Origin of the sequence: Zhengella sedimenti, assembly GCF_046506625.1 — a bacterium.
Taxonomy (GTDB): domain Bacteria; phylum Pseudomonadota; class Alphaproteobacteria; order Rhizobiales; family Rhizobiaceae; genus Zhengella; species Zhengella sedimenti.
Window position 1 is genome coordinate 674,031 of record NZ_JBKFFP010000001.1, and the last position, 18,015, is coordinate 692,045.

Annotated in this window: 17 protein-coding genes and 1 tRNA gene; 2 read left to right on the forward strand and 16 right to left on the reverse strand. The window is 66.7% G+C overall.

Annotated elements, in window-relative coordinates; translation table 11 throughout:
- Positions 1-22: 22 nt before the first annotated feature.
- From ACLB6G_RS03410 to ACLB6G_RS03440, 7 genes are all read right to left on the reverse strand, one after another.
- On the reverse strand, positions 23-661 hold the full coding sequence (locus ACLB6G_RS03410; protein ID WP_410354699.1) for a nicotinate-nucleotide adenylyltransferase: 639 nt from the start codon (positions 659-661) through the stop codon (positions 23-25).
- Complete coding sequence (locus ACLB6G_RS03415) at positions 661-1,998, reverse strand: glutamate-5-semialdehyde dehydrogenase (RefSeq protein WP_410354700.1); 1,338 nt, start codon at positions 1,996-1,998, stop codon at positions 661-663. The genes ACLB6G_RS03410 and ACLB6G_RS03415 overlap by 1 nt, the downstream gene beginning before the upstream one ends.
- Before the next feature lie 11 nt (positions 1,999-2,009).
- Positions 2,010-3,131 carry a glutamate 5-kinase gene (gene proB / locus ACLB6G_RS03420; protein ID WP_410354701.1) on the reverse strand — a complete coding sequence of 374 codons (1,122 nt, stop codon included), beginning with the start codon at positions 3,129-3,131 and terminating at the stop codon, positions 2,010-2,012.
- 10 nt (positions 3,132-3,141) lie between these two features.
- Positions 3,142-4,176 (reverse strand): GTPase ObgE, encoded by a 1,035-nt coding sequence (gene obgE / locus ACLB6G_RS03425; protein ID WP_410354702.1) that lies wholly within the window; start codon positions 4,174-4,176, stop codon positions 3,142-3,144.
- A 141-nt stretch (positions 4,177-4,317) separates the two neighbouring features.
- Positions 4,318-4,914 (reverse strand): GNAT family N-acetyltransferase, encoded by a 597-nt coding sequence (locus ACLB6G_RS03430; protein ID WP_410354703.1) that lies wholly within the window; start codon positions 4,912-4,914, stop codon positions 4,318-4,320.
- 122 nt (positions 4,915-5,036) lie between these two features.
- Positions 5,037-5,306, reverse strand: coding sequence for a 50S ribosomal protein L27 (gene rpmA / locus ACLB6G_RS03435; protein ID WP_099307432.1), 270 nt, complete (start codon positions 5,304-5,306; stop codon positions 5,037-5,039).
- An 85-nt stretch (positions 5,307-5,391) separates the two neighbouring features.
- Positions 5,392-5,997, reverse strand: coding sequence for a 50S ribosomal protein L21 (locus tag ACLB6G_RS03440; protein WP_410354704.1), 606 nt, complete (start codon positions 5,995-5,997; stop codon positions 5,392-5,394).
- A 348-nt stretch (positions 5,998-6,345) separates the two neighbouring features.
- On the opposite strand from ACLB6G_RS03440, the gene ACLB6G_RS03445 reads away from it, so the two are divergent.
- Positions 6,346-6,435, forward strand: a tRNA-Ser gene (locus tag ACLB6G_RS03445).
- A gap of 239 nt (positions 6,436-6,674) precedes the next feature.
- Here ACLB6G_RS03445 and ACLB6G_RS03450 read toward each other — a convergent pair.
- From ACLB6G_RS03450 to ACLB6G_RS03485, 8 genes are all read right to left on the reverse strand, one after another.
- Entirely contained in the window at positions 6,675-7,199 is a 525-nt protein-coding gene (locus tag ACLB6G_RS03450; protein ID WP_410354705.1) for a peroxiredoxin, read from the reverse strand.
- A gap of 10 nt (positions 7,200-7,209) precedes the next feature.
- Positions 7,210-8,946: a thiamine pyrophosphate-binding protein gene (locus ACLB6G_RS03455; RefSeq protein ID WP_410354706.1), complete on the reverse strand. Its 1,737-nt coding sequence runs from the start codon at positions 8,944-8,946 to the stop codon at positions 7,210-7,212.
- 35 nt (positions 8,947-8,981) lie between these two features.
- Positions 8,982-10,538, reverse strand: a complete 1,557-nt coding sequence (locus ACLB6G_RS03460; protein ID WP_410354707.1) for a class I adenylate-forming enzyme family protein — start codon at positions 10,536-10,538, stop codon at positions 8,982-8,984.
- Positions 10,539-10,552: 14 nt separating this feature from the next.
- Entirely contained in the window at positions 10,553-11,242 is a 690-nt protein-coding gene (locus ACLB6G_RS03465) for a GntR family transcriptional regulator (RefSeq protein WP_410354708.1), read from the reverse strand.
- Positions 11,243-11,351: 109 nt separating this feature from the next.
- Positions 11,352-12,113: an SDR family NAD(P)-dependent oxidoreductase gene (locus ACLB6G_RS03470; RefSeq protein WP_410354709.1), complete on the reverse strand. Its 762-nt coding sequence runs from the start codon at positions 12,111-12,113 to the stop codon at positions 11,352-11,354.
- Entirely contained in the window at positions 12,110-13,039 is a 930-nt protein-coding gene (locus ACLB6G_RS03475) for an SDR family oxidoreductase (RefSeq protein WP_410354710.1), read from the reverse strand. Before ACLB6G_RS03475 ends, ACLB6G_RS03470 begins: the two co-directional genes overlap by 4 nt.
- Positions 13,036-13,932, reverse strand: a complete 897-nt coding sequence (locus tag ACLB6G_RS03480) for a bile acid:sodium symporter family protein (protein ID WP_410354711.1) — start codon at positions 13,930-13,932, stop codon at positions 13,036-13,038. Before ACLB6G_RS03480 ends, ACLB6G_RS03475 begins: the two co-directional genes overlap by 4 nt.
- On the reverse strand, positions 13,929-15,248 hold the full coding sequence (locus tag ACLB6G_RS03485; RefSeq protein WP_410354712.1) for a flavin-containing monooxygenase: 1,320 nt from the start codon (positions 15,246-15,248) through the stop codon (positions 13,929-13,931). Before ACLB6G_RS03485 ends, ACLB6G_RS03480 begins: the two co-directional genes overlap by 4 nt.
- Before the next feature lie 59 nt (positions 15,249-15,307).
- Between ACLB6G_RS03485 and ACLB6G_RS03490 the strand changes: the two genes are divergently transcribed.
- Positions 15,308-16,027, forward strand: coding sequence for a TetR/AcrR family transcriptional regulator (locus ACLB6G_RS03490; protein ID WP_410354713.1), 720 nt, complete (start codon positions 15,308-15,310; stop codon positions 16,025-16,027).
- Here ACLB6G_RS03490 and ACLB6G_RS03495 read toward each other — a convergent pair.
- Positions 15,973-17,904: an FAD-binding monooxygenase gene (locus tag ACLB6G_RS03495; protein ID WP_410354714.1), complete on the reverse strand. Its 1,932-nt coding sequence runs from the start codon at positions 17,902-17,904 to the stop codon at positions 15,973-15,975. The genes ACLB6G_RS03490 and ACLB6G_RS03495 overlap by 55 nt on opposite strands.
- Positions 17,905-18,015 lie beyond the last annotated feature (111 nt).

The window sequence follows — 18,015 nt, forward strand, 5'->3', positions numbered from 1 at the left end:
CAAACAGTGTTCACGACCTGTTTCAACGGGTGGAATTGCCGTCCGCCTGCGCGCGCAGCTGCGTGGAGGACATGGAAGAGCGCGGGCCATGGATGAAGGTCCAGGCGGGCGGATCGAGAAAGGCGAGGCGGGGGGCGTCGGCCTCGTCGATGCGGGCGCCGGCAAAGGTCTTGGCCATGCGCGATGAGAGAAAGGACAGCGTGTCGCCGGGACGGTCGATGACCGCGATGGGAAATGTGCGCGCGATCTCGCGCCAGCGCTGCCAGCGGTGGAAGCTGCGCAGATTGTCGGCGCCCATGATCCAGACAAAGCGCACGCCGGGCTTGCGCGCCTTGACCAGTGCCAGCGTGTCGGCTGTGTAGCGCACGCTGTGGGCGGCCTCGAAGGCGGTGACCTTGACCTTCGGCCCCGGCTTGACCGCCTCGGAAGCGGCCACGCGCTGTGCCAGCGGTGCCAGGTTCGCATTGTCCTTGAGCGGATTGCCCGGCGTGACGATCCACCACAGCTGGTCGAGCGCCAGGCGGCGCAGCGCGATCTCGGCGACCAGCGCATGGCCGGCATGAGGCGGGTTGAAGGAACCGCCGAACAGGCCGACACGCAAACCGGGCGCGGTCGCCGGCATGCGCAGGTAGTGCGCGTCCAGGCCCTCCGTGGCGTCCATCAGGGGCGGATCTGGCCGGTGCCGCGCACCCGGTACTTGAACGATGTGAGCTGTTCCACGCCGACCGGTCCCCGGGCATGCATCTTGCCCGTGGCGATGCCGATCTCGGCACCCATCCCGAACTCGCCGCCATCGGCAAACTGGGTGGAGGCATTATGCAGCAGGATGGCGCTGTCGATCTCGTTGAAGAAGCGCTCGACGGCGGCGCCGTCCTCGGCGACGATGGCCTCGGTATGATGTGACGAGTAGCGGTTGACATGATCGATCGCGCCCGACACGCCGTCGACCACGGCCACGGAAATGATGGCGTCGAGATACTCGGTCGACCAGTCCTCGGCCGCCGCTTCCTTCGCATTCTCCCAGAGCGCCATGACCGCGTCGTCACCCCTGATCTCGCAACCCTTTGCGGCCAGCGCCTCGAGAATCGGCGGCAGGTGGCTGGCGGCACAGGCACGGTCGACCAGCAGCGTCTCGGCGGCGCCGCAAATGCCGGTGCGGCGCAACTTGGCGTTCAGCACGATGGCGACCGCCATGGAAAGGTCGGCGGACGCGTCCACGTAGACATGGCAGATGCCTTCCAGGTGGGCGAAGACCGGTACGCGGGCATCGGCCTGCACGCGGGCGACCAGGCTCTTGCCGCCGCGTGGCACGATGACGTCGACATTGCCGTCGAGGCCCGTCAGCAATTCGCCGACAGCGGCCCGGTCGGTCACCGGAACACGCTGGATGGCGTCGGCGGGCAGTCCGGCTGCCTCAAGGCCGCGCACCAGGCAGGCGTGGATGGCTGCCGAGGAGTTCACCGAATCCGAGCCGCCGCGCAGGATGACTGCGTTTCCCGCTTTCAGGCAGAGCGCACCGGCATCGGCGGTGACATTGGGCCGGCTCTCGTAGATGACGCCGATGACGCCGAGCGGGGTGCGCACGCGCTCGATATGAAGGCCGTTCGGGCGGTCCCATTCGGCCATGATCTCGCCAACGGGATCCTTCAGGCCGGCGATGGCGCGGATGCCGCCGGCCATGGCGCCGATGCGGCCCTCGTCCAGCTTCAGGCGGTCCAGCATGGCGGGCGTCAGGCCGGCCTCCACGCCGTTTTCCATGTCGATGGCGTTGGCGGCCAGGATTGCGTCCATGTCGGCCTCGATGGCATCGGCCATGGCCATCAGCGCGGCATGCTTGGCCTGCGGGCTGGCGATGGCCAGGGGGGCGGCGGCTGCACGGGCGCGCCTGCCCATTTCGGCCATGAGGGCGTGAATGTCTGTCTTGCTGGCGCTGTCGGTTGTCAGCATGTCCGGTCTCCCTGTCGCAGGGTCAATACATGGTCGTCGGGCGGCGGGCAATCGCGGCGCCGTCACGGGACCGGCGCGGTGACCACGAGATCGTCGCGATGGATCATGGCGGAACGGGCCTGGTAACCGAGAACGGCCTCGATCTCGGCGCTCTTGCGCCCGGCGATCCGCACGGCGTCGGCGGCATCGTAGGCAACCAGGCCGCGGGCCACTTCCCGCCCGTCGGCGGTCATCACCGCCACGGTGTCGCCACGGGCGAAATTGCCCGAAACCGCGCGCACACCCGCCGCCAGCAGCGATCGGCCTTCGTGCAGTGCCTTCAGCGCGCCGTCATCGATCACCAGCCGGCCGGCCGGCTCCAGTTGCCCGGCAATCCAGCCCTTGTAGCCCGAGACGGGGGTTGCAGCGGGTTCGAAACGGGTGAAGCGCGCGCCTTGCTCGATGGCACGCAGCGGATGATCGACCTCGCCGGAGGCGATGATCATGGCCGTGCCGGCCGTCGTGGCGATCTTGCCGGCATCGAGCTTCGTGCGCATGCCGCCGCGCGACAGTTCGGACGCCGCCGCGCCGGCCATGGCCTCGATATCGGGCGTGATGCGCGCGACCAGCGGGATGTGGCGGGCGGCAGGATCCAGCGCGGGCGGCGCGGTGTAGAGGCCGTCGATGTCGGAGAGCAGGACCAGCAGGTCGCTCGACATCATGGTGGCGACGCGGGCGGCAAGGCGGTCATTGTCGCCATAGCGGATCTCGGTGGTGGCCACGGTGTCGTTCTCGTTGACGACCGGCACGGCGCCCATTTTCAGGAGCGTGCCGATGGTGGCGCGGGCATTGAGGTAGCGCCGCCGTTCCTCGGTGTCGCCGAGCGTGACGAGCACCTGCCCGGCAATGATGCCGTGGCGGGCCAGTTCCTCCGACCAGGCCTGCGCCAGCGCGATCTGGCCGGCCGCCGCGGCTGCCTGGCTTTCCTCCAGCTTCAACTGCCGGCGGCCGAGGCCCAGAATCGTGCGGCCCAGCGCGATGGCGCCGGAGGAGACGACGACCACGTCCGCGCCGCCGGCCTTCAGCCGGGCGATGTCGGCCACCAGTGCGGCCAGCCAGCCGCGTTTCAGGCCCGTCCTGCGGTCGACCAGGAGGGCGGAGCCGATCTTGACCGTGATGCGTCTGTAGCGGGAGAGCATGGCCATGGTTTCCGCGTCACTTCTGCCAGCGCTCGTCGGGCTCTTGGGGGGTGTCGGCGCCGCGTTCCTGTTCGATGATGTCCATGAGGGCACGCTGTGCCGCCTCCATGCCCTCGCCGGTGGCCGCCGAGATGAGCAGCGGCACGCGCCCGCTGGCACCGGCGAGTGCCGCCGTCTTTTCCGTCCGGGCCTCCGCATCGAGCAGGTCCGCCTGCGAAAGCGCGACGATTTCCGGCTTGCCGGCAAGCCCGTGGCCATAGGCGTCCAGTTCCTTGCGCACGGTGCGATAGGCGGCCGCGACGTCCTCCTCGCGCGCTGAAACAAGATGCAGCAGGACGCGGGTCCGCTCCACATGGCCCAGGAAACGGTCGCCGATGCCAACGCCTTCATGGGCGCCCTCGATGAGGCCCGGAATGTCGGCAATCACGAATTCGCGCGCATCGATGCGGGCCACGCCCAGATTGGGATGCAGCGTGGTGAAGGGATAATCGGCGATCTTCGGCTTCGCGCGGGTCACCGTGGCGAGGAATGTCGACTTGCCGGCATTGGGCAGGCCGACAAGGCCGGCATCGGCGATCAGTTTCAGGCGCAGCCATACGGTGCGCTCCTCGCCCGGCAGGCCCGGATTGGCGCGGCGCGGTGCCTGGTTGGTGGAGGACTTGAAATGCATGTTGCCGAAGCCGCCATTGCCGCCCTTGGCGAGGCGGAAGCGCTGGCCGGTCTCCGTCAGGTCGCAGACCAGGGTCTCGTTGTCCTCCTCGAAGACCTGCGTTCCGGCAGGCACCTTGAGCACCACGTCCGCGCCCTTGGCGCCGGTCTTGTGGCGGCCCATGCCATGCATGCCGGTCTTTGCCTTGAAATGCTGCTGGTAGCGGTAGTCGATGAGCGTGTTCAGCCCGTCGACGGCCTCGATCCACACATCGCCGCCGCGCCCGCCGTCGCCGCCGTCGGGTCCGCCGAACTCGATAAACTTCTCGCGCCGGAAGGAGACGGAGCCCGCGCCGCCGTCTCCGGAGCGGATGTAGACCTTTGCCTGGTCAAGAAATTTCATCGTTTTCGCCAATCTTCCCGGAGTGCGCCGCCCCGCCCCTGGAGGCGGACGCGTTTCATTAGAGCATTTCAATGCCGGTTTGAAGCTTCGCGCGGCACAAGCGGGCGCGAAGATTTCATCCCTCGGAAGGCCGGCCCGGCGTCATTGCCGGGCCGTCCAGCTTTTCAGGCCGATCCAGGTGGCGCGGTCGAGGCGGTAACGCTCGACATTGATGCGCCCGGCGGCAAGCGACGACTTCATGCCATGGCCGGTGAACTGGAAGCCGCACTTGTGCAGGACCCGGCGCGAGGCGCTGTTGGTCACGCGGCAGGCCGCTTCCAGCCGGTCGACGGCGGTGCCCCGGAAGGCGGCGTCAACAAGGGCATGGGCTGTCTCGGTGGCATAGCCCTTGCCCCAGTAGGGCTGCCCGAACCAGTAGCCGATCTCCAGTGCGCCGCCTTCGGCCGGTTCCAGTCCGGCGCAGCCGATGAAACGGCCATTGGCGGCCAGCGTCACGGCATAGATGCAGCCGTCGCTCCGGCGGGCGGCGTGATCGAGGAACCGCTGCGCATCGGCTTCGCCATAGGGATGCGGCATGCGGGTCAGCATCAGGGCGACGCGCGGATTTCCGGCCAGGCGGGCCAGGTCCGGGGCGTCCGTCTCATGCGGCTTGCGCAGCACGAGGCGGTCGGTCACCAGCACGGGGCAATCGATCCGGAACGGACTTTCGTCTTCAGTCTCCTTGACATCCTCGACCATGGGTTCCTCCGTCAGGCCAAAAGAAAAAGGGGAGATGGCGGCCCATCTCCCCTGATCCTTCTGCTGGCTTTTCCAGACACCGGAACCCGAGGCGGGCCGCCGGTGTTTGGTGCGGAACCGGCTTACTCCGCTGCGTCGGCCATCGGCACGACGGACACATAGGTTCGGCCATTGGCTTTCTTGGCGAAAGACACGGCGCCCTCGGTCACGGCAAAAATCGTGTGATCCTTGCCCATGCCGACATTGTTGCCCGGATGCCACTTGGTGCCGCGCTGGCGGATGATGATGTTGCCCGGTACGACCTTCTCGCCGCCGAACTTCTTGACGCCAAGACGGCGGCCGATGGAATCGCGACCGTTACGGGACGAACCGCCTGCTTTCTTGTGTGCCATTGTCAGTCTCCTTTGCGCCGTTCCGGCGCCTTTCGTTCCTTATGGGCGTTTGCGCGCCCGAATTCAAGCGTCAGCCGGTTGCGGCTTACTTCACCATTTCCCTGGCCTGCTCGCGCCAGTCGCTGATCTGGTCGGCGGAGAAGGGCATGGCCTCGTCGATCCTGGCGATGTCCTCGTCGGACAGGGCGGCGACCTGGGCGAACTGGGTAATGCCCTGCTCGGCAAGCTGGCGCCTGGCGACCGGGCCGATGCCCTTGATCTTCGTCAGGTCGTCGGCCTCGCCTTCCGGCGCGGTGAACAGCGGGGCGGCGGCTGCGGCTTCGGGCTTGGCCGGGGCCTTTTCCTTCTTGGGGGCAGCAGCCTTGGAGGGCTTGGCGCCGCCGGTCAGGATCTCGGAAATGCGAACCGTGGTGAGCAGCTGGCGATGGCCGCGCTTGCGGCGCGAATTCTGGCGGCGGCGCTTCTTGAAGGAAATCACCTTCGGGCCACGGTTCTGGTCGACGATCTCGGCGGCGACCGAGGCGCCGTCCACGAAGGGCGCGCCAATGGTGGCGTCGGCGCCTTCGCCGACCATGAGAACATCGCCGAGCGTGACGATATCGCCGGCTTCACCGGCAACGCGCTCGATCTCGATCACGTCTTCGGCGGCAACGCGATATTGCTTTCCACCGGTCTTGATGACTGCGAACATCTTTCTTCCTTTCAGTGTCCGTCCGGATCTGAACCGTCCGAATGGCCGGTCCGTCCGTCTTTTTGTCAGTCTTGGAACGGGCTTGCGCCCGGTCTGGGGTTTCCGCCCGCCTCAGCCCCTGCGCCTGTCATTGACAGGCCCCGTTGCCTGGCGCCGGAAAAACAATCAAGCGGCGTGGTTGGGCCACACCGCCAGACGGGCGTGCGGATAGCCTTTTGCGGGCTGCAAGTCAATGCCTGCAGCCGCCAAGGCGGACGAAAAGCAGGCCTGCCATCAATTTAGCCCTTGTGTCAGCCCCTGCCTCCCGCTATTGAAGCGCCCGCGCCGGTAACGGCGTCAACCACAAGCGGAGAGGTGGCTGAGTGGTTGAAAGCACCGCACTCGAAATGCGGCATAGGGGCAACTCTATCGGGGGTTCGAATCCCCCCCTCTCCGCCACGTGATCGATCTCACGCCAGTTCGCTTCGCTTGCGCCTCCGATGGGGCGCGCTGACTGCGCGGCGCGCGGCCGGGATTGCGAAACCTGCCGGTTCGAAATGTCGCCGCTACTGTCCGCCGATATCCCAAAATGAGAAAGACAGGGCGATTCCGTCCTGGTGACCGGTCACGGCTGCGAGGCCGGGCCGGGGCGGTAAGCGCGGTGACCCGCGCGCCGGTTGCGGGCAGCGGCCCTTCGTTCAGCGCCTCATGTCGTCGAGCATGACGCCGGCAGCCGAGACGCCGACCGGAACGCCGTCCGGTTCGTCGCGAAAGCCGGGTTCAGCGAAGAAGCGCCTGATTTCCCCGTCCACCACATGCATGGAGTAGCGCCAGCTCCGGAAACCCATGCCGGTGTTACGCCGGCTTACAAGCATGCCCATCAGCCGGGTGAAGTCGCCATTGCCGTCCGGCAGCATGAAAACGCGCGAAATGCCGTGAGCGCGTGCCCAATGGAACATGGTGAAGGCGTCGTTGACCGCCAGGCAGGCGACCTCGTCGACGCCCAGGGCACGGAAGGCATCGTAACTTGCCTCGTAGCCGGGCAGGTGGGAATCAGAGCAGGCCGGCGTGAACGCGCCGGGCAGCGCGAAGAGAACAATATTGCGTCCCCTGAACACGTCCCCGCTCGTCAGTTGCCGCCACTCATAAGGGTTCGGGCCTCCAAGCGCATCGTTGCGGACACGGGTGTGGAAAACCGCTTCGGGTACCTGCCGTCCGATCATGGATACCTCCTCAACCTGCCGATTCGCGCCGCTTGCGTTCGGCCTCGTCCCAGGCGGTCAGCGGCTGGTAGTCGGGCACGAAGCCGAGGCCCTTCATGGCGTCGGACGACACCGCGTCCTGCGACGTGACAATGTCGATCACCGCCGGCGCATGGGCAAGGGCCCGTTCGATGGCGCCTTTCAGGTCGGCCGGTTCTTCCACCCGTTCGCCATGGGCGCCAAGCGCCCGGGCCATGGCCGCGTAGTCGGAATGGCGTAGCGTCGTGCCGACCACGCGGCCGCCATAGTTGGCCTCCTGGTCGTAGCGCTCGATGTTCCAGGCGGCATTGTTGGACACGATGAAGACGGCCCTGGCGCCGTGGCGCACGGCCGTGTCGATCTCCATGGCGTTGATGCCGAAAGCGCCGTCGCCATTAACCGAAATGACCTGCCGGTCCGGAAAGGCAAGGGCCGCGGCCACGGCGAAGGGCACGCCGACGCCGAGGCAGCCGAAGGCGCCGGCGTCCATGTAGGTGCGCGCTTCCAGCCCGACGCGGGCGAAGCTCAGCAGGTCGCCGCCATCGGCAATGGCGATATGGTCAGGCGTTGCGACATCACGAAGCGCCTCGAAGACCGCCATCGGGTGGATCTTTCCGTCCGCGCCGCGCTGCGGGGCAGCGCTGGACCGGCCCTTCGCAATGCGTTCGGCGTGCCTGGCGCACAGTCCGTCAACCCATGCGCCGTCACGCGATCCGGCATCATTGCCCAGCGCGTCGCTCAGCGCGTCGAGCGCGATGGGGACGCTGGCCAGGATTTCCGGCTGGCCGCGGCGGTTGTCGACCAGTTCGCCAGGCGTATCGGCGATGCGCAGGAAGCGGGCTTCGGGAAAGACGGCGGGAGAGCCATAGCCAAGCTGGTAGTCCAGCTTGCGGCCCAGGGTGATGACGAGATCGGCCTGCGCCATGGCGGCCGCGCGCACCGCGCCGACCACGGCCGGATGACCGGCCGGCACCAGGCCGCGGCTTTCCTGCGTGTCGAGGTAGAGCGCCCCGGTGGCGTCCAGGAAGCGCACGATCTGGTCCGATGCGCCGCGCGCGCCACGGCCGCTGACGACAAGGGGCCGTCTTGCGGCCCGGATGGCCGCCACGGCCTCGGCGATCCGGTCCGGCTCCGGGACGGCCCGGCGCACCGGCTTGGGTGCCAGCCAGTCCGACGGGATCAGGTGCGCGGGAACCCGTGTGCGTAACACGTCGGTCGGCACCTCGATATAGGACGGGCCGGGTTCGCCCATGTCGCCGAACGCCCGCGCGATGGCCTCGTCGAGTTCGCGGATCACCTGTTCGGCAACACGCGCGGTGCGGCAATAGCGGGTGACGGGCCTCAGGATGTCGACATGGGGAATGTCCTGCAGGGGCGCCATGTTGGCCTGCGGACGCGAGGTGCAGCCGCCGATCAGCAGCAGGGGGACCCTGGCGAGCGAGGCATTGGCGATGCCGGTCACGCAATTGGTGACGCCGGGACCGGCCGTCACCATGGCGACGCCGAGGCTGCCGGTCAGTTCGCCGTGGGCATGGGCCATGTGCACGGCCGCGCCCTCGTCGCGCACGTCGATGATTCGGATGCCGCGCCGGGCCAGATGATCCCATATCGGCTGGATATGCCCGCCCTGTAGGCCGAAGACACGGTCGATGCCACGCCTTTCCAGCGCGTGGGCGATCCAGGCGGCGACATTGTCTTCGTCGCGATTGAGATCCTGCATTCCGGTCATGGTCATTCCTTCCTGAAATCTTTTTCCGCCGCCGGTCAGGCCGGGCGTCCGGCCAGCATGTCGCGCAGCACGCGGTGAAGGATCTTGCCGGTCGTGTTGCGCGGCATTTCCTCCGGTGAAAGGAACACGACCGCACGCGGCCGCTTGTAGCCCGCCAACCGGTCGCGCGACCACGCGATGAGGTCCTCGGCGGTCAACGTGGACCCTGCGCGAAGCACCACGGCGGCGGCGACACGCTCCCCCCACTTGTCGTCCGGCTGGCCGACCACGGCGACATCCTTGACGTCCGGGTGCTGGCCGAGCACGGCCTCGACCTCGGTCGGGTAAACGTTCTCGCCACCGGTGATGATCAGGTTCTTCTTGCGGTCGATCAGGCGGATGTAGCCGTCGGCATCGCGGATCGCCATGTCGCCAACGGACAGATAGTCGCCGCGCATCGCTTCGGCCGTGTTTTCCGGCAGGTTCCAGTAGCCGTCGAAGGCATAGGGGCCGCAGGAGAAGAGTTCGCCGGGCTGGCCGTCGGCCACTTCGTTGCCGTCGTCGTCCAGCAGGCGGATGGGCATGGACCCCACCACCTCGCGGCCGACCGTGCCGAGATGGTCGAACTGCTCGTCCGGGTGCAGCATGGTGACCCATCCGGCCTCGGTCGAGCCATAGAGTTCGAACAAGCCGGAATTGGGGAACATCTCCATCACCGCGCGCTTGGTCTCCGCCCGTGCCGGAGCCGACGAAATCATCAGCTTTTCGACGCGGCCGAAACCGGCGTCGCCGCGTTCGGCCTCGGGCACGTCGAGCAACATCATGAAATGCGTCGGCGTGAGCGAGGTGAAGGTCACGCCCAGTTCGCCGATGGTCCGCAGGCACAGTGCGGGGTCGAAATTGGCGCGGTTGAACACCGTTACCGTCCCGCCGATGGACAGGAAGGACGTGAAGAAGTTCAGCGAATTGGCATGGCACATGGGCATGACAAGCAGCGCGTCGTCCTTGCGCTTCAGGCTCAACTCGACCTGCGTCATCAGCGCGACCATGGCCATGCCGCGGTGGCTGCGGATCGCGCCCTTCGGGTTGCCGGTGGTGCCGGAGGTATACATCAGGCACCAGGGGTCGTCCGGCGAAACCGCGATGCCGGGCTCCGAGGGACAAGCGCTGGCGATCAGTTCCTCGTAGCCGCGCCAGCCTTCCGCCTCCCCGCCGATGCGCACGAAACGGCCGCCGGGAATGTCGAGGCCGGCGCGAATGCCGTCAACCAGGTCGCAGAGCGCAGCCTCGGCAATGATCGCCGACACGCCGCAATCGCGGGCGATGTAGGCGGCCTCCGGACCCGTCAGCCGGAAGTTCACCGGCACGGCGATCAGCCCTGCCTTGGCGACAGCGCCATAGATCTCGGCCCACTCCACCCGGTTGTAGGCGAAGACGGCGACCCGGTCGCCCTTTGCCAGCCCGAGCGACAGCAGGCCGTTCGCCAACCGGCAGGCGCGGGTGTTCCATTCCCGCCAGGTCATCTGGCGATCAAGATCGCGCGCGCCGAGCTTTTCGGGCTGCGTGCGGGCATGCGCGGCCAGCATCTGGCCGATGGTCTGCACTGTTGCCATGTGTCCGCCTCCTCTCAAGCGGATTGCGCCTGCCTGCGGACGAGAGCGGCGTATAGTGTTTCGGATGCGTTCAGGTCGTGTTCCACGGCCAGTTGCTCCGCCTTCGCGGCATCTCCGGACAGCACCGCATGGAGGATCTCGCCGTGCTGGCGCCAGATGTCGGCCGGCAGTTTCGCGCTGCGCAAGACCTCGCCCATGGCCCGGCGCAGGAACCGCCAATGCGGCTCGGCGGTGCGGGCCACGAGCGCATTGCCCGAATGGTCGTAGATCAGGTTGTGAAACGCCTCGTCTTGGCGGACCTGTTCGGCGACATCGCCACTGGCGACGGCTGCCTGGCCTTTCACGAGAATGGCTTGCCCGCGGTCCGCCATGGTCCGGGCCGCGTCGAGGGACCGGCGGACCTGTTCAGCCGCCATGCGCGTTGCCAGGCCGTCAAGCACGGCGCGGATCTCGTAGTGCTGGCGCATCAGGTCGATGTCGAGCGGCGTGACGTAAAGCCCGCGCCTCCCCACTTCCTCGACCAGTCCGTCGGCCTTGAGCAGGGCCATCGCCTGCTGCACCGGCTGGCGTGACACGCCAAGGCGGGCGGCAAGCTGTTCCTGGACGAGGTGGGCGCCCTCGGGCAGGGCGCCGCTGCAGATCTCGTCGACGATGACGGTATAGACCTGTTCGGTGAGGCTCGGCTGGGCGGGAAGGATCTTCATCGCTTTTCCTGAATTCTGCATTCTGAATTCAGTATTCAACAAATCGGATCGCGCGTCAATCCCGCCTGCCTGGGCGGGCCATCATGCCGGAAACCGCCGCCGGCTGCCTTCAGTGATTTCCGCTGATCTTGCGCCGCATGGCCCACTGGTAGAGCCGTGGCGAAAGGCGCGTCAGCCAAGACGCCATGACCGCGACGCGGCCGACAGGGATGAAATCGCGGCCCTTCGCGAGTCCGCGCAGGATCGTCCGGGCGGCATCGTCCGGCGTCATGTAGTCGACACCGTCGGAAGCCGCGCCGGGCCGCATGATCCCGTCGCCGGTGCGCTGCGCATTGCCGATATTGGTGGCCACGAAGCTTGGCGCGGCGATCAGCGTGCGAACGCCGAAGGTCCTTTCCTCCGAGCGCAGCGAAGTGAAGAAGCCCTGCATGGCATGTTTCGAGGCGGCATAGGCGGTGCGGTTGACGAGCGGGGCGAAGCCGGCGACCGAGGAGATGGCGAGATGGGTGCCCCGGCTTTCCCGGACCGGCTGGAGAAAGGCGCGCGCCATGGCGACGGCGGCGAAATAGTTGATCTCGAAGACCCGCCGGTGCGCCGCCTCGCCGGCTTCGGCAAAGGGCCCGACCTGCGTGATGCCGGCATTGTAGATCACGAGATCGATGGACGGGCGGGCGGCGATCACGGCGTCTGCCGCTTTGCGCAGCGCCGTGCCGTCTGTCAGATCCACCTGCACCGGCGTGCGGCTGGCGGTCGCTTGCAGGCCTGCGACATCGATGTCCATCAGCACGCAATGCCAGCCGTCGGCCTCCAGCCGCGCCGCCAGGGCGCGGCCCAGTCCGCCGTTGCCGCCCGAGATGACTGCCGTTCTCACAGGCCCGCCTCCCGTTTCCAGAGATCGAAGACTTCGGCCGAAGCGAGTTCCGGGCGATAGCCGAACACGTCCTTGAGCCGTTCGTTGGAGAGCACGGGCCGGTATTGCAGGAAGCGGACCTGTTCGGGCCCGTAGCGGGTCAGGCCGAGCGGATGGGCGATCGCAAGCGCGGCCTTGAGGAGCCCTGCCGGCAGGCGCAGCAGGGGCTTGCCGAGGGCGCTTGCCAGATCGTCCACGGTGAGCCAGCCGTCACCGGCCACGTTGAAGATGCCGGGCGGGCCGTTGGTCGCGGCGCGCCTTAGGATGCGGGCAAGGTCCCGCGTCCAGATGAAGACGAAGGGACTGTCGCTGCCGCGGATGGCAAGGATTCGCCTGCGCCGGAAAAGGGCCGTGATCTGGTTTTCCACCCCGGCGCCGAGCACGGTGCCCACGCGCAGAACCACCTGCTCCAGACGGGGATGGGCCATGCGTGCGGCGGCCAGCATTTCCTCGACCTGCCGCTTGTGATCGGCATAGGCGAATTCGGGATTGCCGCGGCAGGGATCGGTCTCGACGAGGGGCAGCGGATTGTCGGCGTGATAGCCGTAGGCGGCGCCCGAACTCGTCACCACCAGCCGCTTCACCCCATGGCGGATGCAGGCATCCAGGACGTTGCGGGTGCCGGTGACGTCGACCGCGTGGGCGGTGGCGCGCGCCATGCCGGGCGGTGGCGTCACGATGGAGGCGAGATGCACCACGACTTCCGGTGCTTCCTCACCGATCACGCGGTCCGGGTCGATGCCGGTGACATCCATGCTGCGGAACCGGACACCGGCCGGCAGGCCGCCGTCGCCCAGGTCGGTGGCGAGGAGATCGCCGTCCGGCCACTCGGCGAGAAGCGCGCGCCCGACCGTCCCGGCCGCGCCCGTCACCACCACCCGGCTCATCGTGCCGCCTCATTCCGGCCCATCACGGCGGCCAGTGCCAGCCCCGATACGGCATGCCATATGCCCCAGAAGGCGGCGACCACCGCCATGCCGCCCAATCCGCCGAAGAAGGCGAAGATGAGAACGAGGCCGAGGCCGGAATTCTGGATGCCGGTCTCGATGGTCACCGCGCGCCGGTCGAAGGGCGAAAGCCCCGCAAGCGTCGCCGTGGCGTAGCCGCCGCCAAGCGCCAGGGCGTTGTGCAGGATGACGATTCCGGCAATGCCGCCCGCATAGGCCAGGAACTGGGCCCAGTTGGCGGCCAGCGCGATGACGATGAAAGCGATGAAGATGCCCATCGACAGCCATTGCAGCGGCCGCCTGATCCGGGCGGTGAGATCGGGGCGCCTTGTGTTGAGGACGATTCCCAGAACGAGCGGAAGGATGAGCATCAGGCCGACGGTGATGGCGATCTGGACCGGGTCGATGCGGGTTGCGCGCAGGATCCCCGCCGAGGGTTCGTAGAGGCTGCCCCAGAAGGCGATGTTGAACGGTGTCAGCAGTATGGCCGCCACCGTGGCCAGGGCTGTCATGGAGACCGAGAGGGCGGCGTTGCCTCCGGCGCGATGGGTGATGAAGTTGGAGATGTTGCCGCCCGGACAGGCGGCGACAAGGATCAGGCCGAGCGCGACGGAAGCCTGCGGCCGGATTGCCAGGACCATCAGGAAGGTCAGCAGCGGGAGTACGAGGAACTGCGATACAAGGCCGGTCACAAGCGGCTTGGGTGCCCTTAAAAGCACCCTGAAATCCTTCGGCCGCAGGTCGATGGCGACGGAAAACATGACCACGGCGAGGATGGCGTTGAGCAGCATCAGCGACCCGGGCGCGAAGTCGAGGACGGCCTCGTCGATCATGTCCTGCCTCCCGCAAGCCGGGCGATCCAGCGCCCGACCGCCTTCCGGTAGGTCGCCTTGTCGACATAATAGGCCATGCGCGGCAGGTCGATGTAGTTCATGCCGCCGGTCGCGCGGTTGAAACCCCCGGCCTTCTTCGCCTGCAAGGCCCGCGCCGCGGCCGATCCCTCGCCGAGGCCCTTGATGTAGCGCACGACCATTTCGGCCTGCTCGTGGCGGCCCTGCCAGCCGAGGCCCGAGGCTTCCACCATGCCGAGGACGAACAGGTCGTCGCGTTCGGGATGCATGCAGTTGAGGTAGAGATGCGGGGCATCGCCCTGCCAGTTCAACAGGGCGTTGTCGATGAATGGATAGTCCAGGCGGTAGCCGGTCGCTGCAAGCACCATGTCGTAATCCGCGCTGGTGCCGTCCTTGAAAAACACGGTATGGCCGTCGAAACGGTCGATGTCGGGCCGGATGCGGATGTCGCCATGGCCGGCATGATAGATCACCAGCGAGTTCACCACCGGATGGCTTTCGTAGAGCCGGTAGTCCGGCCTGGGGAAGCCGTATTTCTGCGGATCGCCGACAAACCATTTCAGGATGGTCTGGTCGACGATCCGTTTGAGAGCCATGGGCAGGCGGATCGCGCCGCCCAGCGTGTCGGCCGGCTTGCCGAAGATGTATTTCGGGACGAAATAGTAGCCGCGCCGCATGGAAAGGTCGCAGCTTTCAGCGTGATGGATCGCGTCCACCGCGATATCGCAGCCGGAATTGCCGGCCCCGATGATCAGTACGCGCTTGCCGTCGAACTTGGCGGGATGCCTGTAGGCGCTGGAGTGTATCAGTTCGCCGGCAAACTCTCCCTCGAAGCGCGGCATGTTGGGCGTTGAAAGCGTCCCGTTGGCGATCAGCAGGCCCGCGAAGGTCTCCTCGTGCTGCGCACCGTCGCCGTCGCGCCATGTGATCCTCCAGCCGTCGCCGGAACCGCCGAGCGGTTCGCAGCGCAGGACCTCGGCGTTGAAGCGGTAGTGCCGGTAGAGATCGAAATGCCGTGCGAAGTCGCGGAAGTAGCCCTTCAGTTCGCGATGCGAGGGATATTCCGCCACGTTCCCGGCCATGGGGAAGTCAGCAAACTCCGTCATCCGCTTCGATGATATCAGGTGCGCGGATTCGTACATGGTCGAGCGCGGGCCGTCGATGTCCCACAATCCGCCGACATCGCCATGCAGTTCGAAGCCCTGAAAGGCAAGACCGTGCTCGCTGAGCAGCTTGGCGGCAGCAAGGCCCATCGGCCCGGCCCCGATCAGGGCAAGCCGGTCATTCTTCGTGGTCAAGGATCCCTCCCGTTTTCGCCAATGTTGAACATTTGTTCGAAACAAGACAAGATCATTTCATGCAGACGACGCAAGACCCTGAAAAAACGCGCAAAAGAGCGCCATCGCGGCGTTCGCTCGCGACACGGAAGCGCATCCTGGACGCGGCGGAAGCGGTTTTCGCGGCGCGCGGCTATGACGGAGCAACCATTCGCGACATCGCTGCGGCGGCCGGCGAACCGGTCGGGTCCGTCCATCATCATGGCGGTGGCAAGGAGGCGCTGTTCCACCAGACAGTCGCACGGCGGGCCGAAACGCTGGCGCGCGCGCGCCTGGACGCGCTTGAACAGGCGCGCCGCCAGGGTCCGCTGACGCTGGTCTCGCTGCTGGGGGCTTTCCTGCGTCCGTTCTTCGCGCTGTCGCGGGAGGAGCCGCGCTGGCGCGACTATGCCCGTCTCGTCGCCCATGTTTCCGCGGACGACCGCTGGCGGACGATTTCGCAGGCGCATTTCGATCCGGTGGCAGGACACTTCCTGGCCGAGATCGCTGCCCTTTGCCCGGGCCTTTCAAGGCACCAGGCGGCCGAGGGTTTCGTCTTCAGCGTGTCGGCCATGCTCGCCCTGCTGACATCGCAGAACAGGATCGGCGCGCTTGGCGGCGGGGCGGCGCGGGAAGAAGACCAGATCGCGCATCTGATCGCATTCTGCGCCGCCGGACTTGCCGCTGGTGGCGGGCAGGCAGAGGGTCAGGCGCCGTCGGCCGGCAGAAGAAAGCCGGCGAAGAAGGATGCCAGTTCCTGACGGGCGTTGAGCGGAAGGACATGGGCGACATACTGGTCCGGCCGGACGACGATCATGCAGCCGTTGTCCCGGTCGATCCCGCGCATGGCGTAGATATCCTGGCCGGTCTTCCTGTCGACGCAGAACACCTTCTCGAAGTCGCGCAGGCCAAGCCTGCCCTTGGCGGGCTTCAGCAGGGCGGGCATGTCCTCATAGGCCAGTTCGTCGAAACCCTGCTGGAAGACGGCGCGCAGGTCGATGACAGCATCGATGTCCTCGTCGGGCCGGGTATGCCGGCGCACCGGGGAGGCGGGATCGTTCTCCAGCCAGTCGCACAGGCGGTGAATGGCCGATCCGGGCGCCGAGGAATCGGCCTTGCCGGCGAAGGCATAGATGCGCCAGCGTGCGTCCGCCTCGGCCACGTGGCCCAATTGCATGGACATGGCATCGGCCAGGCGGACGACCGGGGCGGAGTGGAACCGCCTGCCCACTTCCTGGCCGGTGGCAAGTTCCTGGCGGGCATTCGCGGCGACGATGGCCGAGGGCTCATAGCGGACTTCCAGGCCGGCGGTGAACACGCCGTTGCGGATGAAATGCTCCTGGAAACGGGGTATGCCGGTGCCGTCGAGTTCGGACTGGCCGGGCGGGGCGCTCATGATGCGCGCCCAGGCATGGTCGGTTTCCACCAGGCGCTTGGCTTCCGCGCGGCGCTCGGCGGTATAGCTGTGCAGCAGGCCCGGGTCCGAGCGGCCTTTCAAGACCTGGACCAGTTTCCAGCCAAGATTGAAGGTATCGCCCATGGACACGTTCATGCCCTGGCCGGCCTTCGGGCTGTGGGTGTGGCAGGCATCGCCGGCGGTGAAGACGCGCGGATTGCGGGTCGCCGTCTCGCCTTCGGGCACGTCGTCGAACTTGTCTGTCAGGCGATGGCCGATCTCGTAGATCGACCACCAGACGACTTCCTTCACGTCGATGGAATAGGGGGCCATGATGCGGTTGGCGGCCGCGATCATGTGGTCGATAGTCAGGTTGCGGTTGGCGACGCGCTCGTCGGGATTGAGCTTGTCGAGTTCCACATACATGCGGAAAAGGTAGCCGCCCTCACGCGGCAGGATGAGGACATTGCCTTCCTTCTGCGAGGCGATCAGGCATTTCATGCGCACATCCGGGAAATCGGTGTTGGCCAGGATGTCCATGACGCCCCAAGCCTGGTGGGCGGCGTCGCCGTGCAGTTCGCCGCCAATGGCCTTGCGCACGTTTGAGCGCGCGCCGTCGCAACCGACCACGTAGTTGGCCCGCACGGTGACGGTCTCGCCCGCCTTGTCTCCGCCGGTGCGCTCCAGGGTCACAGTCACCGGATGGTCGTCCGTGGCGGTGTCGACGGCGAGGTCGCGCACGGCCAGCGAATAGTCCGGTTCCAGCCGCGACGGCGAATTGCGCATCACGTCGAGGAACATCTCGTGCACGCGCGCCTGGTTCATCAGGGTGTGCGGCATTTCCGAGAGGTCGTCGGCCACGTCCTGCACCCGGCCGATGCGCTTGATGGCGGACGGGTTGGCCGGATCGGGCGCCCAGAAATTGGTCTGGTTGACCCAATAGGCTTCACGCTTGACCTTCTCGGCAAAGCCGAAGGCCTGGAACATCTCCATCGAGCGGACATTCAGGCCGTCCGCCTGGCCCTTCTCGATGGGTCCCGGCTTCGGTTCCACAATCATGGTCTCGATTTCCGGGAACTGGGCGAGTTGGGCGGCAAGGCACAGGCCGGCCGGTCCGCATCCCGCGATGAGAACGTCGACCTTTTGCGGCAATTGCCTGCGCCCACCCGTCAGCACGCGGCCGGGCGCGGCCTCGCGGATGTCGGGATCGCCGCCCCTGAAGCCGTTGACGTAATATTGCATCGCCGTTCCTCCGCGGTGAAAAAGATAAGTGAACTTAGCATATCCGGCCTTGCGCGGCCTGCGTCAATCAAAAAACTATGTTGACATATCATTTCTTGCTATAGGAAGCGC

What these genes read in the sequence shown, in the direction of transcription:
- ACLB6G_RS03410 (WP_410354699.1), bottom strand. Translation starts at nt 661, where the DNA reads ATGGACGCCACGGAGGGCCTGGACGCGCACTACCTGCGCATGCCGGCG.
- proB (WP_410354701.1), bottom strand. Translation starts at nt 3,131, where the DNA reads ATGGCCATGCTCTCCCGCTACAGACGCATCACGGTCAAGATCGGCTCC.
- obgE (WP_410354702.1), bottom strand. Translation starts at nt 4,176, where the DNA reads ATGAAATTTCTTGACCAGGCAAAGGTCTACATCCGCTCCGGAGACGGC.
- ACLB6G_RS03430 (WP_410354703.1), bottom strand. Translation starts at nt 4,914, where the DNA reads ATGGTCGAGGATGTCAAGGAGACTGAAGACGAAAGTCCGTTCCGGATC.
- rpmA (WP_099307432.1), bottom strand. Translation starts at nt 5,306, where the DNA reads ATGGCACACAAGAAAGCAGGCGGTTCGTCCCGTAACGGTCGCGATTCC.
- ACLB6G_RS03440 (WP_410354704.1), bottom strand. Translation starts at nt 5,997, where the DNA reads ATGTTCGCAGTCATCAAGACCGGTGGAAAGCAATATCGCGTTGCCGCC.
- ACLB6G_RS03450 (WP_410354705.1), bottom strand. Translation starts at nt 7,199, where the DNA reads ATGATCGGACGGCAGGTACCCGAAGCGGTTTTCCACACCCGTGTCCGC.
- ACLB6G_RS03455 (WP_410354706.1), bottom strand. Translation starts at nt 8,946, where the DNA reads ATGACCGGAATGCAGGATCTCAATCGCGACGAAGACAATGTCGCCGCC.
- ACLB6G_RS03460 (WP_410354707.1), bottom strand. Translation starts at nt 10,538, where the DNA reads ATGGCAACAGTGCAGACCATCGGCCAGATGCTGGCCGCGCATGCCCGC.
- ACLB6G_RS03465 (WP_410354708.1), bottom strand. Translation starts at nt 11,242, where the DNA reads ATGAAGATCCTTCCCGCCCAGCCGAGCCTCACCGAACAGGTCTATACC.
- ACLB6G_RS03475 (WP_410354710.1), bottom strand. Translation starts at nt 13,039, where the DNA reads ATGAGCCGGGTGGTGGTGACGGGCGCGGCCGGGACGGTCGGGCGCGCG.
- ACLB6G_RS03480 (WP_410354711.1), bottom strand. Translation starts at nt 13,932, where the DNA reads ATGATCGACGAGGCCGTCCTCGACTTCGCGCCCGGGTCGCTGATGCTG.
- ACLB6G_RS03490 (WP_410354713.1), top strand. Translation starts at nt 15,308, where the DNA reads ATGCAGACGACGCAAGACCCTGAAAAAACGCGCAAAAGAGCGCCATCG.
- ACLB6G_RS03495 (WP_410354714.1), bottom strand. Translation starts at nt 17,904, where the DNA reads ATGCAATATTACGTCAACGGCTTCAGGGGCGGCGATCCCGACATCCGC.